Origin of the sequence: Pseudomonas sp. OIL-1, assembly GCF_010669185.1 — a bacterium.
GTDB classification, from domain to species: domain Bacteria; phylum Pseudomonadota; class Gammaproteobacteria; order Pseudomonadales; family Pseudomonadaceae; genus Halopseudomonas; species Halopseudomonas profundi.
Map to the genome: position 1 here is coordinate 1,303,096 of NZ_CP048629.1, position 16,657 is coordinate 1,319,752.

The following is a 16,657-nucleotide window of genomic DNA, read 5'->3' on the forward strand; positions in this document are numbered from 1 at the left end:
TCTTTTATGCGCCTGGAAAATACGCGAGGGTGCTGACTGGACCGTATTACTTACCCATATCCTAATGCTGATCCAGGCGCCGGTATCTGCGGCTGGGCAACAAAAGCTCCATAGCATCGTTGGGGTTCCCGCCAGCGATACGCGCCGCTCTGTAGTTTTCTAAAGGCCTTAAGCTCGTCCATCACATCCTACTGCACCTGCGGGCAACTCCTGATAGGCTCAACTCATAACTATGGTCTCACGGCGCTAGGCGGTAGCTGCGCCCATCATTTGGAAAGTGCTTGAGCGCTCAGTGACCAGCGAATGAACTAACATATTCGTTCAAACTGGATCTCCTGAGCGCTATCATGCGTGCCTGTTAATCAAGATGGCTTATTAATATGCTGAACGACTTGCTCGTATTGATGGCTGATGGTCGCTTCCATTCAGGTGAGCGGCTTGGAGCTGAATTGGGCGTAAGTCGCGCGGCGATCTGGAAAGTTCTCAGCCGCCTGGAAAAGCAAGGGTTCCCTCTGCAGCGGGTGCGGGGGAAGGGTTATCGCATTCCACCCAATGCGGTTCTTCTCGACCTGATGCAGATCCAGGCTGCGCTTCCTGAAGCCTTGAGAGATAGCTGGGACTGGCATCTGTCCCAGCAAGTTGATTCCACCAATGCGGAGGCTCAGCGTCAACTGCAATCGGCTGGGGCTAGGCGGCTGGTTTGTCTCAGTGAGCAGCAACTGGCCGGACGTGGACGGCGTGGGCGAGTATGGGCGAGTCCCTTTGCTCAAAACATATACTTATCCATTGCCGAGCCTTTTGAGGGGGGGGCGCGGTCGCTTGAAGGGTTGAGCCTGGTGGTCGGCCTTGCACTCGTGGAAACGCTTGAGGATGCCGGATACCGTGGATGTAAATTGAAATGGCCTAACGATGTTCTGCTTGATGGAAGAAAACTGGCGGGCATTCTTACAGAGCTATCGGGCGATCTTACCTCGGAATGCCTGGTGGTGATTGGCGTGGGGGTAAACGTGCTAATGCGGAATGAGTCGCCGGAAATAGACCAGCCCTGGACATCGCTCTTGATGTCCGGACAAAAACAAGAGCTTGATCGGAACCGCCTGATCGCAGCTTTTCTATCCTGTCTGGCCGGGTCACTGAAAGTATTCAAGCAGGACGGCTTCTTACCCTTTGTTGAGCGTTGGGAGCAGCGGGATGCATGGCGCAACCGTGCCGTCAAGGTGACCGCGGGAAACCAGGTGCAGGAAGGGGTAAGCCGCGGGGTGACCGCACGAGGTGCGCTAAGGCTCGTCTCGACACAAGGCGAGACCCATATAAACGGTGGCGAGGTAAGCTTGAGGTTGAATGATGCTACTTGAACTCGATTGTGGAAACACGTTGATCAAATGGCGTCTTGTCGATCGTGAGGGGCGAGTGCGTGACCGTGATATGGCTCCTGATCTGGTCGAGCTGCAGCGACTGCTTGGAGGGCAGGAGCGCGAAATTCGCGGGTGTAGGCTGGTTAGCGTTCGATCAGCTGAAGAGACTCAACTGGTGATGGATCAGCTCACTAGCTGGCTCAAGCTGCACCCTTTGCTTGCGCGCGCTAGCAAGACATTGGCGAGCGTAACGAACGGATACGATGATTGTGCGAAGCTGGGCATGGACCGCTGGCTGGCTTTGGTTGCGGGTTATGAGTTGTGTAAGAAAGCCTGCGTCGTGATTGATCTTGGGACAGCGGTCACTGTCGATTTTGTCGACGCGAGCGGGAAGCACCTCGGGGGATATATTGCACCCGGTAGCAAGTTACTGAGGACTGCCCTGGTGCGTCATACGCGCTTGGTCCGTTACGATGAGCAGCCACTGGGTGACCTGCAGTTGCCCAAACCCGGAACGTCAACAGGCGAAGCCGTGGAGTACGGGTGTGATCTTATGTTATCGGGCTTCGTGCGCGAGCAGTTGCGCATAGCGCACCAGCTGCTGGGTGACAGCATAGTCGTCATCCTCACCGGAGGCGATGCTGTCCGGATGGCAGAGCTACTCCCTGGTGGCTGCCATGTGATTGGCGATCTGGTATTCGAAGGACTGGCTTTGGCGTGCCCACTGGAGGTGGACTGATGAAATCTATATTCCTGTGTCTGCTGCTCCTCAATATTCTGTACGGTTTGTGGCAGTTGCAGGATCGCAGCGCCGAGCGCGCCCTGCGAGAGGTGGCTGATCAAACGCTGGAGGAGGGGCTGCCAGTTGTTCCCGCAGATGCCGAAGTAATTCCGCTTGTGCCGCCCGTTCGCGAGGCTGCAGCGCCGCTGTGCATTAACTTTGGCACCTTCAGCCGGGAGGTCAGGGCTGAGCAGCTTTTGCAGCGCCTGTTGGCCTTAGGTATTCAGTCCTCCGTCATCGAGCGGGAGATACCTGGCGAGCCAGATTTTTGGGTGGTGATGGATATAGAGGGCGGCCGGCGGGAGGCGCTGGCCCAGATCACCATATTGCAGGATAGAGATGTTGAAAGTTATCTGATCACTGAAGGTCCTTTAGCTGACAATGTTTCATTTGGCATATTCGAAAGCGAAGAGGAAGCCGCCAGCCGTCAGGCGGAGTTGGGAAACGAGGGGTATCCGGCGAGGGTGCAGCGGGTCAATCAAACGAATATCGAATATCTGGTACAGGTTGCGCAGGAAGCCCGACGATTAGTGGATCAAGCTCTGCTCACGCGGCTGCAAGTGGATTTTCCTGAGCTGCAGCAGCAGTATCAGGTGTGCGCGGAGAATAAAGAGGCACAGCAGGACCAATCATCCAGCTAGCAATGGTGCGTAGTTTTCTACTGGCGCGCAGGGCTGTTGTTGAGCATAACCGTGCGCCAGCCCAAATAGGTAGCGCTGCCGGGGTTGTTTCCAATGACCGCTCAGAGCGATTTCTGTCCGAGCAGCAGGCGTTGCGGGTCGAAATATGCAAGGCCGGCCCCTGGGCTTGCTCAAGTAACGGTTTTTTCTGACAAAAGTGTTGACACGTCAGCGCTTAGTGATGAAAATGGCGCCTCTTTTACGGAGGGGTTCCCGAGCGGTCAAAGGGATCAGACTGTAAATCTGACGGCTTAGCCTTCGAAGGTTCGAATCCTTCCCCCTCCACCAGATTTCGCACGAGCCGAGCAGTCGGCGGGTATAGTTCAACGGTAGAACCTCAGCCTTCCAAGCTGATGGTGCGGGTTCGATTCCCGCTACCCGCTCCAGTTTGGTACTGCAATAGGTAAAAGGCTCATGTAGCTCAGTTGGTAGAGCACACCCTTGGTAAGGGTGAGGTCAGCGGTTCAAATCCGCTCATGAGCTCCAGCATCAAGGCAGATATGCAAATATCTGCCTTTTATTTAATGGTCGCGTGACCGATTGCACTCAGGAATAGGGGATCTCTCGATGGCTAAAGAGAAGTTCGAACGTAAAAAACCGCACCTGAACGTGGGCACTATCGGCCACGTTGACCATGGCAAAACTACACTGACCGCAGCACTGACTCGCGTTTGTGCTGAGGCGTACGGTGGAGCCGCTCGTGGTTTCGACCAGATCGATAACGCGCCGGAAGAAAAGGCTCGCGGTATCACCATCAACACCTCGCACGTAGAATACGATTCCCCGACTCGTCACTACGCGCACGTTGACTGCCCTGGTCACGCTGACTATGTGAAAAACATGATCACTGGTGCTGCGCAGATGGACGGCGCTATCCTGGTTTGCTCCGCAGCTGACGGCCCGATGCCACAGACTCGCGAGCACATCCTGCTGTCCCGTCAGGTAGGTGTCCCGTACATCGTCGTGTTCCTGAACAAGGCTGACATGGTTGATGACGAAGAGCTGCTGGAGCTGGTCGAAATGGAAGTTCGCGATCTGCTGAGCGCGTACGACTTCCCTGGCGACGATACGCCGATCATCATCGGTTCCGCGCTGATGGCGCTGAATGGCGAAGACGGCAACGAAATGGGTACTTCTGCCGTACGTAAGCTGGTCGAGACTCTGGATGCCTACATCCCTGAGCCTGAGCGTGCCATCGACAAGCCGTTCCTGATGCCGATCGAAGACGTGTTCTCTATTTCCGGTCGCGGTACTGTTGTGACGGGTCGTGTCGAGCGTGGCATCATCAAGGTCCAGGAAGAAGTGGAGATTGTGGGTATCAAGGATACCGTCAAGACCACCTGTACTGGCGTCGAGATGTTCCGCAAGCTGCTGGACGAAGGCCGTGCCGGTGAGAACGTTGGTGTTCTGTTGCGTGGTACCAAGCGTGAAGACGTTGAGCGTGGTCAGGTACTGGCCAAGCCGGGCACCATCAAGCCGCACACCCAGTTCGAAGCTGAAGTGTATGTGCTGGGCAAGGATGAAGGCGGCCGTCACACTCCGTTCTTCAAGGGCTACCGTCCGCAGTTCTACTTCCGTACAACTGATGTGACTGGTTCCTGTGAGCTGCCGGAAGGTGTGGAAATGGTAATGCCGGGTGACAACGTGAAGTTGGTTGTTACTCTGATCGCTCCGATCGCCATGGAAGACGGCCTGCGCTTCGCTATTCGCGAAGGCGGACGTACCGTTGGTGCCGGTGTGGTTGCCAAGATTATTGCTTAATTAGCAATTGATCTTGAGCTGTTGAGTCGGTACTATTGCCGGCTCGACTGCGATTACAGGCCAGTAGCTCAATTGGCAGAGCGGCGGTCTCCAAAACCGCAGGTTGGGGGTTCGATTCCCTCCTGGCCTGCCAGATTTTATCTGGCTTTGGCTACCAAGACAGGATTTGACGATTCATGAGCACCAAAGCAGAGCTTCACGATGATCGCTTAGATGTAATCAAGTGGATCGTCGTGGCCATTGTGGTCCTGGCTGGGGTTTATGGTAATCATCATTTTGCCGCAGAACCTGTTTTGTATCGTGCCGTAGCGTTGGTGGTACTGGGGCTGGTCGCAGGCTTTGTAGCTCTGCAGACAGCCAGAGGAAAGTCCTTCTGGGCGCTGGTTAAGGAAGCGCGCATCGAAATTCGTAAAGTCGTCTGGCCAACCCGTCCCGAAACCACGCAGACAACACTGATTGTCGTGGCGGTGGTGTTGGTGATGGCGCTGATCCTGTGGGGTCTCGATACCCTTCTGGGTTGGATCATTTCTCAGTTTATTGGTTAAAGGTGATCCGTGTCTAAGCGTTGGTACGTCGTGCATGCCTATTCGGGATTCGAAAAGCATGTCATGCGCTCGTTGCATGAGCGCGTGAAGCTGGCTGGAATGGAAGACCAATTCGGCGAAATTCTGGTGCCCACCGAAGAAGTGGTGGAGATGCGCAATGGCCAGAAACGCAAGAGTGAACGGAAATTCTTCCCCGGTTATGTGCTCGTTCAAATGGAAATGAACGAAGGCACCTGGCACTTGGTGAAAGATACCTCTCGCGTCTTGGGTTTTATCGGTGGCACCGCTGACAAGCCGGCTCCGATTACTGATCGTGAAGCCGAAGCGATTTTGCGCCGCGTATCCGAAGGCACCGACAAGCCGAAGCCCAAGACATTGTTTGAACCTGGTGAAGTTGTGCGAGTGACCGATGGTCCTTTTGCTGACTTCAACGGTGTTGTTGAAGAAGTTAATTATGAGAAAAGCCGAGTTCAGGTGGCTGTTCTCATTTTTGGTCGCCCCACGCCTGTGGAGCTAGAATTCAGTCAGGTCGAAAAGGGCTGAGTTCTTTCGTCCCCCTGAACCCTGCACTGCCTTAGGCGTTGCGGGGTTTTGTTGTCAGTGGGGAATATAGTCAATAGGGGAGCCGTCAGGCGCTATCACCCTCTGGAGAAGAAACATGGCAAAGAAGATTCAAGCTTACATCAAGCTGCAAGTCAAAGCCGGTCAGGCTAATCCAAGTCCGCCAGTGGGCCCGGCCCTGGGTCAGCATGGCGTGAATATTATGGAATTCTGCAAGGCGTTCAACGCCAAGACCCAAGGCCAGGAGCCTGGTCTGCCGACTCCGGTAATTATCACCGTATACAGCGATCGTAGCTTTACCTTTGAAACCAAGAGTACTCCAGCAGCCGTATTGCTGCTGAAGGCTGCTGGCGTGAAAGGCGGCTCTGCTCGTCCTAATACTCAGAAGGTAGGCACCGTCACACGTGCCCAGCTGGAAGAGATTGCGAATACCAAGCAAGCCGACCTGACTGCTGCTGACCTTGATGCTGCTGTACGCACCATCGCAGGTTCTGCTCGCAGCATGGGCCTTACCGTGGAGGGTGTGTAAATGGCTAAGTTGACTAAGCGTCAGAAGGCTATTGCCGAGAAGGTCGAGGCCAACAAGGTTTACAACTTTGAAGATGCCGCCACCCTGCTGGCTGATGTGTCCAACGTCAAGTTCGTTGAGTCGTTCGACGTATCGGTCAACCTCGGTGTTGACCCGCGTAAATCCGATCAGGTAGTCCGTGGCGCGACCTTGCTCCCCCATGGTACTGGCAAGACCGTTCGCGTTGCCGTGTTCACCCAGGGCGCTAATGCTGAAGCGGCGCTTGCCGCCGGTGCAGACAAGGTCGGTATGGACGACCTGGCAGCTGACATGAAGGCCGGTAACCTGGACTTCGACGTGGTGATCGCATCGCCAGACGCCATGCGTGTGGTTGGTCAGCTGGGTCAGCTGCTCGGTCCGCGTGGTCTGATGCCCAACCCGAAAGTGGGTACGGTTTCTGCTGATGTCGGCACCGCCGTAAAGAACGCCAAGGCTGGTCAGGTCCGTTATCGTACTGACAAGAACGGCATTATTCATTGCTCCATAGGCAAGGTCGGCTTTGATGCGGTCAAGCTGAAGGAAAACGTTGAAGCGTTGCTGGCTGACCTGAAGAAGGCCAAGCCGTCCACCTCCAAGGGTGTGTATCTGAAGCGCGTCTCCCTGAGCACTACCATGGGTCCGGGCGTTCAGATCGACCAGGCATCGCTGGCAATCTGATTTATCGACACGCCTGGCGGCGTGTCACTTATTGGGGTCCCTGCGTAGTGGGGGCTATCCAAGACCGTAGGTGGTGCGAGCCTTAAACCGAAAACCTTTGTTTTCAGGCCTACGCAGATGGTGCTCCCGATTCAGTGCAGGCTGGATCAGACACCAAAACAGGCCGCTCGAAAGAGTGGCACATGGTAAATCCAGGAGTGAAACCCGTGGCAATTAAGCTCGAAGACAAGAAGGCCATCGTCGCTGAAGTCAACGAAGCTGCCAAAGGTGCGCTGTCTGCCGTTGTGGCTGATGCCCGCGGCGTGAGCGTTGCTGCCATGACTGGTCTGCGCAAAGAAGCACGCGCATCCGGTGTTTACGTACGGGTCGTACGTAACACCTTGATGCGCCGTGCAGTTGAAGGTACCGAATTCGAGTGCCTGAACGACGTCTTTGTCGGTCCGACCATGATTGCATTCTCCAATGAACATCCGGGCGCTGCTGCTCGCATGTTCAAGGAGTTCGCAAAAGGTCAGGACAAGTTCCAGATCAAGGCCGCAGCGTTTGAAGGCAACTTCCTTGCAGCTGAACAAATCGACATTCTGGCCACACTGCCAACCTACGACGAGGCTATCAGCCAGTTGATGAGCGTTATTCAAGGCGCCACCAGCAAGTTCGTTCGTACTCTGGCAGCTGTTCGCGATCAGAAGGAAGCCGAAGCCGCTTGATGCGTGCTTGGGTTTGCCGTTCGATTTACAAGTTTTGATGGCCTGAAAGCCATCCCCCAATACAGGAATATTAGAGTCATGGCTCTTACTAACGAAGATATCATCAACGCAGTATCCGAAATGTCCGTCATGCAGGTCGTAGAACTGATCTCCGCTATGGAAGAGAAGTTTGGCGTTTCTGCTGCTGCCGCGGTTGCTGCTGGTCCGGCTGCTGGTCCGGCTGCTGCTGAAGAGCAGACTGAATTCAACGTCGTGCTGCTGGAAGCTGGCGAGAAGAAGGTCAACGTGATCAAGGCTGTTCGTGAGCTGACAGGTCTGGGCCTGAAAGAAGCGAAGGCGCTGGTTGATGGCGCTCCTGGCGCGATCAAGGAAGGCGTATCCAAGGACGAAGCTGAGGCTGCTCAGAAGACTCTGGAAGATGCTGGCGCCAAGGTTGAGCTCAAGTAAGCTTGCGCGACCTTGCGTCGACAGTCTGATTTGCTGAATCAGATTGATGGCTGGTGGCCCGTGTGCCACCGGCCTTTTTCCGTTCTGACCGGCTTCGATGTCGCAGACGGAGCCACTCCAGGCGAGTGAGCAAGACTTAGGGCTTGCACGCATTTTCAGGCTATCCCGTCAGGGCTAGCCAATCAAGCAGGTGACCAAGCTGGGGAACGCTGATGGCTTACTCATATACTGAGAAAAAACGTATCCGCAAGGACTTTGGCAAGCTGCCGCATGTCATGGATGTCCCTTACCTACTGGCGATTCAGCTGGATTCCTACCGGGAATTTCTGCAGGCCGGTACGGCAAAAGAGAATGTCCGCGATATCGGTCTGCACGCGGCCTTCAAATCTGTCTTCCCCATTATCAGCTATTCCGGTAATGCGGCGCTCGAATATGTCGGTTACCGGTTGGGTGACCCGGCTTTCGATGTCAAGGAGTGCGTACTCCGTGGTGTGACCTATGCGGTCCCGCTGCGTGTGAAAGTGCGCCTGATCATCTTTGATCGCGAATCGTCCAACAAGGCGATCAAGGATATCAAGGAACAAGAAGTCTACATGGGGGAAATCCCCGTCATGACCGAGAACGGTACTTTTGTCATCAATGGTACCGAGCGTGTCATCGTTTCCCAGTTGCACCGTAGCCCGGGTGTGTTCTTCGACCACGACCGTGGCAAGACGCACAGTTCCGGCAAGCTGTTGTACTCCGCCCGCGTGATTCCTTACCGCGGCTCGTGGCTGGACTTCGAATTTGATCCCAAGGACGCGGTGTTCGTCCGTATCGACCGTCGTCGCAAGTTGCCAGCGACTGTTCTGCTGCGTGCTTTGGGATATCAGACCGATGAGATGCTGGATATTTTCTACGAAACCAACGTCTTCGATGTTCAGGGCGAAGAGTTGCAACTTGAGCTGGTTCCACAGCGCTTGCGCGGCGAAATCGCTACGTTTGATATCCAGGATGACAAAGGCAGGGTAATCGTCGAGAAAGGTCGTCGCGTCACTGCACGCCACATCAATCAGCTGGAAAAGGCCGGTATTACCAGCCTGTCCGTGCCGTTTGACTACATCATCGGCCGCACCATCGCCAAGACGATTGCGCATCCGTCGACTGGCGAGATCCTGGTTGAGTGCAACACCGAAGTGACTCCCGAGGTCATCGGCAAGCTGATCAAGGGGCAGGTGACCCGCGTCGAGACGCTGTATACCAACGACATAGATTGCGGTCCGTTTATCTCCGACACGCTGCGTATCGACAACACTACCAGCCAGCTGGAAGCGCTTGTCGAAATTTACCGGATGATGCGCCCCGGCGAGCCGCCGACAAAGGACGCCGCCGAGACGTTGTTCAGCAACCTGTTCTTCAGCAGTGATCGTTATGACCTGTCTGCGGTGGGTCGTATGAAGTTCAACCGCCGGATCGGCCGTGACGAGATCGAAGGCGCCGGTGTACTGAGCAAAGAAGACATCATTGAGGTCCTCAAGACCCTGGTCGGCATTCGCAACGGCAAAGGCGTGGTCGACGATATCGATCACCTGGGTAACCGTCGTATCCGTTCGGTCGGCGAGATGGCAGAAAACCAGTTCCGGGTGGGCCTGGTGCGTGTTGAGCGGGCTGTTAAAGAACGCCTGTCCATGGCAGAAAGCGAAGGCCTGATGCCGCAGGACCTGATCAACGCCAAGCCGGTTGCAGCGGCCGTGAAGGAGTTCTTCGGTTCCAGCCAGCTGTCCCAGTTCATGGATCAGAATAATCCGCTGTCGGAAATTACCCACAAGCGCCGTGTATCGGCTCTTGGGCCGGGTGGTCTGACGCGCGAGCGCGCAGGCTTCGAAGTACGTGACGTACACCCGACGCATTACGGTCGTGTATGTCCGATCGAAACGCCGGAAGGCCCGAACATTGGTCTGATTAACTCGCTGGCTACCTATGCCCGTACCAACCAGTACGGTTTCCTGGAAAGCCCGTTCCGTCGGGTTCGTGATGCCAAGGTTACCGACGAGATCGTTTTCCTCTCCGCGATTGAAGAGGGTGATCACGTCATCGCACAGGCCAGCGCCAAGGTCGAAGACGGTCAGCTGACCGACGATCTGGTAGCTGTTCGGCATATGAACGAATTTACCGTCAAGACACCGAACGAAGTGACCTTGATGGATGTTTCGCCGCGTCAGGTCGTCTCTGTGGCTGCGTCGTTGATTCCGTTCCTTGAGCATGATGATGCCAACCGTGCCTTGATGGGTTCGAACATGCAGCGTCAGGCCGTACCGACCTTGCGTGCCGAAAAGCCGCTCGTGGGTACCGGCATGGAGCGCAACGTTGCGCGCGATTCCGGCGTTTGCGTTACAGCACGCCGCGGTGGTGTGATCGATTCTGTTGATGCCAGCCGTATCGTTGTTCGGGTTTCCGAGGACGAGATCGAAGCGGGCGAAGCCGGTGTCGATATCTACGCATTGACCAAGTACACGCGTTCGAACCAGAACACCTGCATCAATCAGCGTCCGCTGGTAAGAAAGGGTGACGTGGTTGCATGCAAGGATATTCTGGCCGATGGTTCCTCCGTTGATATGGGTGAGTTGGCCCTGGGCCAGAACATGCGCGTCGCGTTCATGCCCTGGAACGGCTACAACTTCGAGGATTCCATTCTCGTTTCCGAGCGGGTGGTCCAGGAAGATCGCTTCACTACTATCCATATCCAGGAGCTGACCTGCGTATCGCGTGACACCAAGCTTGGGCCGGAAGAAATTACTTCCGACATCCCGAACGTGGGCGAAGCGGCGCTGGGCAAGCTGGACGAAGCGGGCATTGTGTATGTCGGTGCGGAAGTCGGTGCTGGCGACATTCTGGTCGGTAAGGTCACTCCGAAGGGTGAGACCCAGCTGACGCCAGAAGAGAAGCTCTTGCGAGCCATCTTCGGTGAGAAGGCATCCGATGTTAAAGATACATCGCTGCGCGTTCCGACCGGTACCAAGGGTACGGTCATCGACGTTCAGGTCTTCATTCGTGATGGGGTTGAGCGCGACACGCGTGCACTTGCCATCGAGAAGGAGCAACTTGACGAGATCCGCAAGGATCTGCAGGAAGAGTTCCGCATCGTTGAGATTGCAACGTTCGAGCGTCTGCGTGCTGCGCTGAATGGTCAGTCTGTAGAAGGCGGTGCCGGCTTGAAGAAGGGCGCCGTGCTCAACGACGAGACCCTGGACGGCATTGAGCGCGGCCAGTGGTTCAAGCTGCGCATGACCGAAGACAGCCTGAACGAGCAGTTGGAGCGAGCTCAGGCCTATCTGACCGATCGTCGCAAATTGCTCGACGACAAGTTCGAAGACAAGAAGCGCAAGCTGCAACAGGGCGATGATCTGGCGCCGGGCGTACTCAAGATCGTCAAGGTTTACCTGGCCATCAAGCGTCGCATTCAGCCGGGTGACAAGATGGCTGGTCGTCACGGTAACAAGGGTGTTATCTCGGTGATCATGCCGATCGAGGACATGCCCCACGACGAGAACGGCACGCCTGTCGATGTGGTCTTGAATCCATTGGGTGTTCCTTCGCGTATGAACGTTGGTCAGATCCTGGAAACCCACCTCGGCCTCGCGGCCAAGGGGCTGGGCGAAAAGATCAATGTGATGCTCGAGGAGCAACGCAAGATCGCTGACGTGCGCAAGTTCCTCGACGAGATCTACAACCAGGTTGGCGGCCGTAACGAGGACCTCGATTCTCTGTCCGACCAGGAAGTACTGGATCTGGCCAATAACCTTCGCCAGGGTGTGCCGATGGCCACTGCGGTCTTCGACGGCGCGAAGGAGCACGAAATCAAGACGATGTTGCGTCTGGCGGATCTACCGGATTCGGGGCAGATGAAACTGTACGACGGACGGACCGGTAATACTTTTGATCGGCCGGTCACTGTTGGCTATATGTACATGCTCAAGCTGAACCACCTGGTCGACGACAAGATGCACGCCCGTTCTACCGGGTCTTACAGTCTGGTAACACAGCAGCCGTTGGGCGGTAAGGCCCAGTTCGGTGGCCAGCGTTTCGGTGAGATGGAAGTGTGGGCGCTGGAAGCCTACGGCGCCGCCTACACCTTGCAGGAAATGCTGACTGTGAAGTCTGACGATGTGAACGGCCGTACCAAGATGTACAAAAACATCGTGGACGGTGATCACCGCATGGAGCCGGGCATGCCCGAGTCTTTCAACGTGCTGGTCAAAGAAATTCGTTCACTCGGCATCGACATGGAACTGGATACCGAGTAACCCGGGTTGCCCACGTCTCGGGCGGAGAAGTGCTCCGCCCTTGAGACACTGCGAGGAGTATAGGCCTTGAAAGACTTACTGAACCTGCTCAAGTCCCAGGGACAGATTGAAGAGTTCGATTCGATCCGGATCGGCTTGGCATCACCGGAGATGATCCGGTCCTGGTCATACGGCGAAGTAAAAAAGCCGGAGACCATCAACTACCGTACGTTCAAGCCTGAGCGCGACGGACTTTTCTGCGCCAAGATCTTTGGCCCGGTCAAGGATTACGAGTGCCTGTGTGGTAAGTACAAGCGGCTCAAGCATCGTGGCGTCATCTGTGAAAAGTGCGGCGTAGAAGTCGCTCTGGCCAAGGTGCGTCGTGAGCGCATGGGTCACATCGAGCTGGCATCGCCCGTTGCTCACATCTGGTTCTTGAAGTCGCTACCGTCCCGTATCGGTTTGCTGCTGGACATGACCCTGCGTGACATCGAGCGCGTGCTCTATTTCGAGAGCTATGTGGTTATCGAACCGGGCATGACCACCCTTGAAAAAGGGCAGTTGCTGAACGACGAGCAGTATTTTGAAGCGCTCGAAGAGTTTGGCGATGACTTCGATGCCCGCATGGGCGCCGAAGCGGTCTTCCAGCTGCTGACTGCGATGGACCTGGAGCACGAGATTGCTCGCCTGCGCGAGGAAATCCCGCAAACAACGTCCGAGACCAAGATCAAGAAGCTGTCCAAGCGGTTGAAGCTGATGGAAGCCTTCGACGGCTCCGGCAACAAGCCCGAGTGGATGGTATTGACTGTTCTGCCAGTACTGCCGCCGGATCTGCGTCCGCTGGTACCGTTGGATGGTGGCCGCTTCGCGACTTCCGACCTGAACGATCTGTATCGCCGGGTCATCAACCGTAACAACCGTCTCAAGCGTCTGCTTGATCTGTCGGCTCCGGACATCATCGTGCGCAACGAAAAGCGCATGCTGCAGGAGTCGGTAGATGCGTTGCTGGATAACGGTCGTCGCGGTCGTGCGATCACCGGTACCAACAAGCGTCCGCTGAAATCCCTGGCTGACATGATCAAGGGCAAGCAGGGTCGTTTCCGTCAGAACCTGCTCGGCAAGCGTGTCGACTATTCCGGTCGTTCGGTGATCGTGGTAGGCCCGACCCTGCGTCTGCACCAGTGCGGTCTGCCCAAGAAAATGGCCCTGGAGCTGTTCAAGCCGTTCATTTTCGGCAAACTGGAACACCGTGGCCTGGCGACAACCATCAAAGCTGCGAAGAAGATGGTTGAGCGCGAACTGCCTGAGGTCTGGGATATCCTCGCTGAAGTGATTCGCGAGCACCCGGTACTGCTTAACCGCGCCCCGACTCTGCACCGTCTGGGTATCCAGGCATTCGAGCCGGTACTGATTGAAGGCAAGGCGATCCAGCTGCACCCGCTGGTGTGTGCTGCGTATAACGCCGACTTCGACGGTGACCAGATGGCCGTGCACGTACCGCTGACCCTCGAGGCACAGCTGGAAGCGCGCGCGCTGATGATGTCGACCAACAACATCCTGTCTCCGGCCAGCGGTGAGCCAATCATCGTGCCGTCGCAGGACGTGGTATTGGGACTGTATTACATGACTCGCTCGCGCATTAACGCGAAGGGCGAAGGCATGCGCTTCGCCGATGTGAACGAAGTCGAGATGGCGTATCGCAGTGGTCAGGTGGAACTGCATGCCATGGTCAAGGTGCGTATAACCGAGACCATCAAGCACAAGGATGAAAGCTGGACCACCGAAACGCGCATCGTGGATACCACGGTCGGTCGGGCGCTGTTGTTCCAGATCCTGCCGAAAGGTCTGCCGTTCGAGCTGTGTGACCAGCCGTTGAAGAAGAAGGCGATTTCCAAGCTGATCAACCAGTGCTACCGGATTGTCGGTCTGAAGGAAACAGTCATTTTCGCTGACCAGCTGATGTATACCGGTTTTGCCTATTCGACAATCTCCGGTGCGTCCATTGGCGTGAACGACTTTGTCATCCCGGATGAGAAAGCGCGGATCATTGATGAAGCCACCGAAGAAGTTAAGGAAATCGAAGACCAGTACGCTTCCGGTCTGGTAACCCAGGGCGAGAAGTACAACAAGGTCATCGACTTGTGGTCCAAGGCCAACGATGAAATTTCCAAGGCCATGATGGATAACCTCAAGTCGTCGATGGTTACCGATCGGGAAGGTAACGAAGTCGAGCAGGAGTCCTTCAACTCGATGTACATGATGGCCGACTCCGGCGCCCGGGGTTCCCCGGCGCAGATCCGTCAGCTGGCAGGTATGCGTGGTCTGATGGCCAAGCCGGATGGCTCGATCATCGAGACGCCGATCACCGCGAACTTCCGTGAGGGTCTGAACGTACTCCAGTATTTCATCTCTACTCACGGTGCCCGTAAGGGTCTGGCAGATACGGCACTGAAAACAGCTAACTCCGGTTATCTGACGCGCCGTCTGGTGGATGTCGCCCAGGACCTGGTTATCACCGAGACCGACTGTGGTACTGACCAGGGTCTGTTGATGGCGCCGCACATCGAAGGCGGTGACATCGTTGAGCCTCTCGGTGAGCGCGTACTGGGCCGCACCATCGCCCGTGACGTGGTTCGTCCGGGTAGCGAAGAAACCATCGTGCCAGCAGGCACCTTGATTGACGAGCAATGGGTCGAGTTCCTTGAGCAGAATAGCGTCGATGAGGTTATCGTGCGTTCGCCGATCGCCTGTGAAACACGCTACGGCGTATGCCGTACCTGTTACGGTCGCGATCTGGCGCGTGGTCACCTGATCAATATCGGTGAAGCGGTAGGTGTTATCGCAGCCCAGTCGATCGGTGAACCGGGCACCCAGCTGACCATGCGTACCTTCCACATCGGTGGGGCCGCGAGCCGGACCTCCGCTGCGGACAGCGTACAGGTGAAGAATGGCGGTACCATTCGCCTGCACAACCTGAAGCACGTAGAGCGTGCTGACGGCGTGCTGGTTGCGGTTTCCCGTTCGGGCGAGCTGGCAGTGGCAGATGAGTACGGCCGCGAGCGTGAGCGCTACAAGCTGCCCTACGGTGCCTTCATCAATATCAAGGAAGGTGACCAGGTCGAAGCGGGCCGTGTCGTCGCCAAGTGGGATCCGCACACTCACCCCATCGTCACGGAGATCGACGGTACCGTTGCCTTCTTCGGCATGGACGAGAACATCACGATCAAGCGCCAGACCGACGAGCTGACTGGTCTGACCAACATCGAAGTGATGGATCCGAAGGACCGTCCGGCTTCAGGCAAGGATATCCGTCCGACCATCAAACTGGTTGACGAGAATGGCAAGGAACTGATGCTGCCGGGTACCGACGTGCCGGCCCAGTACTTCCTGCCGCCGAATGCGTTGGTCAACCTGACCGATGGCGCCAAGGTAAACGTGGGCGACGTTGTTGCACGTATTCCGCAGGAGACGTCCAAGACCCGCGACATCACCGGTGGTCTGCCGCGCGTTGCCGACCTGTTTGAAGCGCGCCGTCCGAAGGAGCCTTCGATCCTGGCCGAAACCAGCGGTACGATTTCCTTCGGCAAGGAAACCAAGGGCAAGCGTCGTCTGGTCATTACGCCTACCGACGGCAGCGATCCTTACGAGGAGCTGATTCCGAAGTGGCGTCACCTGAACGTGTTTGAAGGTGAGCAGGTTACCAAGGGCGAAGTCATTTCCGATGGTCCTAGCAATCCGCACGATATCCTGCGTCTGTTGGGTGTCAGCGCGCTGGCCAAGTACATTGTCAACGAAATCCAGGACGTGTACCGCCTGCAGGGTGTGAAGATCAACGATAAGCACATCGAAGTGACCATTCGTCAGATGTTGCGGAAGGTTGAGATCACCGAATCCGGTGATTCCAGCTTCATCAAGGGTGACCAGGTCGAGCTGACTCAGGTGCTGGAAGCGAACGAAGGGTTGAGCGCTCAGGACAAGTTCCCGGCCAAGTATTCCCGGGTTCTGCTGGGTATTACCAAGGCGTCGCTGTCGACCGAGTCGTTCATTTCGGCGGCTTCCTTCCAGGAGACAACCCGCGTGCTGACCGAGGCCGCCGTTACCGGCAAGAGCGATCATCTGCGCGGTCTGAAAGAAAACGTAGTTGTTGGTCGTCTGATTCCCGCCGGTACCGGTCTGGCCTATCACGCTGAGCGCAAGCGTCAGCGCCAGGTCGACAAGCCGGTCAAGGTAAGCGCCAGTGAAGTTGAACAGGCACTTTCCGATGCGTTGAATTCGAGCGGCAACTGACAAGTGTCCCGGCGTCCTCAGATGCCGGGACCTTGACGATAAGGGG

Annotated in this window: 12 protein-coding genes and 4 tRNA genes; all 16 read left to right on the top strand. The window is 56.2% G+C overall.

The window, feature by feature from the left end; all coding sequences use genetic code 11:
- Positions 1 to 380: 380 nt before the first annotated feature.
- Positions 381 to 1,355, top strand: coding sequence for a bifunctional biotin--[acetyl-CoA-carboxylase] ligase/biotin operon repressor BirA (gene birA / locus G3M63_RS06055; RefSeq protein ID WP_256669960.1), 975 nt, complete (start codon positions 381 to 383; stop codon positions 1,353 to 1,355).
- Positions 1,345 to 2,094, top strand: a complete 750-nt coding sequence (locus tag G3M63_RS06060) for a type III pantothenate kinase (protein ID WP_150302434.1) — start codon at positions 1,345 to 1,347, stop codon at positions 2,092 to 2,094. Before birA ends, G3M63_RS06060 begins: the two co-directional genes overlap by 11 nt.
- On the top strand, positions 2,073 to 2,777 hold the full coding sequence (locus tag G3M63_RS06065; protein ID WP_163982158.1) for a hypothetical protein: 705 nt from the start codon (positions 2,073 to 2,075) through the stop codon (positions 2,775 to 2,777). The genes G3M63_RS06060 and G3M63_RS06065 overlap by 22 nt, the downstream gene beginning before the upstream one ends.
- A 242-nt stretch (positions 2,778 to 3,019) precedes the next feature.
- Positions 3,020 to 3,104 (top strand) — tRNA-Tyr (locus G3M63_RS06070).
- Positions 3,105 to 3,128: 24 nt separating this feature from the next.
- Positions 3,129 to 3,202: transfer RNA gene (locus tag G3M63_RS06075), tRNA-Gly, on the top strand.
- Between the two features lie 24 nt (positions 3,203 to 3,226).
- A tRNA-Thr gene (locus G3M63_RS06080) sits at positions 3,227 to 3,302 on the top strand.
- A gap of 81 nt (positions 3,303 to 3,383) precedes the next feature.
- Complete coding sequence (gene tuf / locus G3M63_RS06085) at positions 3,384 to 4,577, top strand: elongation factor Tu (protein ID WP_163982159.1); 1,194 nt, start codon at positions 3,384 to 3,386, stop codon at positions 4,575 to 4,577.
- Between the two features lie 57 nt (positions 4,578 to 4,634).
- A tRNA-Trp gene (locus G3M63_RS06090) sits at positions 4,635 to 4,710 on the top strand.
- A gap of 43 nt (positions 4,711 to 4,753) precedes the next feature.
- Complete coding sequence (secE, locus tag G3M63_RS06095) at positions 4,754 to 5,122, top strand: preprotein translocase subunit SecE (protein ID WP_150302412.1); 369 nt, start codon at positions 4,754 to 4,756, stop codon at positions 5,120 to 5,122.
- 9 nt (positions 5,123 to 5,131) lie between these two features.
- A complete protein-coding gene (nusG, locus tag G3M63_RS06100) occupies positions 5,132 to 5,665 on the top strand; it encodes a transcription termination/antitermination protein NusG (RefSeq protein ID WP_150302411.1) in 534 nt (177 codons plus the stop codon).
- A 115-nt stretch (positions 5,666 to 5,780) separates the two neighbouring features.
- Complete coding sequence (rplK, locus tag G3M63_RS06105) at positions 5,781 to 6,212, top strand: 50S ribosomal protein L11 (protein WP_150302410.1); 432 nt, start codon at positions 5,781 to 5,783, stop codon at positions 6,210 to 6,212.
- Positions 6,213 to 6,908 (top strand): 50S ribosomal protein L1, encoded by a 696-nt coding sequence (rplA, locus tag G3M63_RS06110; protein WP_150302409.1) that lies wholly within the window; start codon positions 6,213 to 6,215, stop codon positions 6,906 to 6,908.
- 206 nt (positions 6,909 to 7,114) lie between these two features.
- A complete protein-coding gene (gene rplJ, locus G3M63_RS06115; protein ID WP_150302408.1) occupies positions 7,115 to 7,615 on the top strand; it encodes a 50S ribosomal protein L10 in 501 nt (166 codons plus the stop codon).
- Between the two features lie 78 nt (positions 7,616 to 7,693).
- Positions 7,694 to 8,062, top strand: coding sequence for a 50S ribosomal protein L7/L12 (rplL, locus tag G3M63_RS06120; protein WP_150302407.1), 369 nt, complete (start codon positions 7,694 to 7,696; stop codon positions 8,060 to 8,062).
- A gap of 212 nt (positions 8,063 to 8,274) precedes the next feature.
- Positions 8,275 to 12,345, top strand: a complete 4,071-nt coding sequence (gene rpoB, locus G3M63_RS06125) for a DNA-directed RNA polymerase subunit beta (RefSeq protein ID WP_163982160.1) — start codon at positions 8,275 to 8,277, stop codon at positions 12,343 to 12,345.
- Positions 12,346 to 12,411: 66 nt separating this feature from the next.
- On the top strand, positions 12,412 to 16,611 hold the full coding sequence (rpoC, locus tag G3M63_RS06130; RefSeq protein WP_150302405.1) for a DNA-directed RNA polymerase subunit beta': 4,200 nt from the start codon (positions 12,412 to 12,414) through the stop codon (positions 16,609 to 16,611).
- The last annotated feature ends 46 nt before the right edge of the window (positions 16,612 to 16,657 follow it).

Bases quoted from the DNA above. Each gene is read 5' to 3' on its own strand.
- rplK (WP_150302410.1), top strand. From the start codon at position 5,781: ATGGCAAAGAAGATTCAAGCTTACATCAAGCTGCAAGTCAAAGCCGGT.
- rpoB (WP_163982160.1), top strand. From the start codon at position 8,275: ATGGCTTACTCATATACTGAGAAAAAACGTATCCGCAAGGACTTTGGC.
- G3M63_RS06060 (WP_150302434.1), top strand. From the start codon at position 1,345: ATGCTACTTGAACTCGATTGTGGAAACACGTTGATCAAATGGCGTCTT.
- rplA (WP_150302409.1), top strand. From the start codon at position 6,213: ATGGCTAAGTTGACTAAGCGTCAGAAGGCTATTGCCGAGAAGGTCGAG.
- birA (WP_256669960.1), top strand. From the start codon at position 381: ATGCTGAACGACTTGCTCGTATTGATGGCTGATGGTCGCTTCCATTCA.
- rplL (WP_150302407.1), top strand. From the start codon at position 7,694: ATGGCTCTTACTAACGAAGATATCATCAACGCAGTATCCGAAATGTCC.
- tuf (WP_163982159.1), top strand. From the start codon at position 3,384: ATGGCTAAAGAGAAGTTCGAACGTAAAAAACCGCACCTGAACGTGGGC.
- secE (WP_150302412.1), top strand. From the start codon at position 4,754: ATGAGCACCAAAGCAGAGCTTCACGATGATCGCTTAGATGTAATCAAG.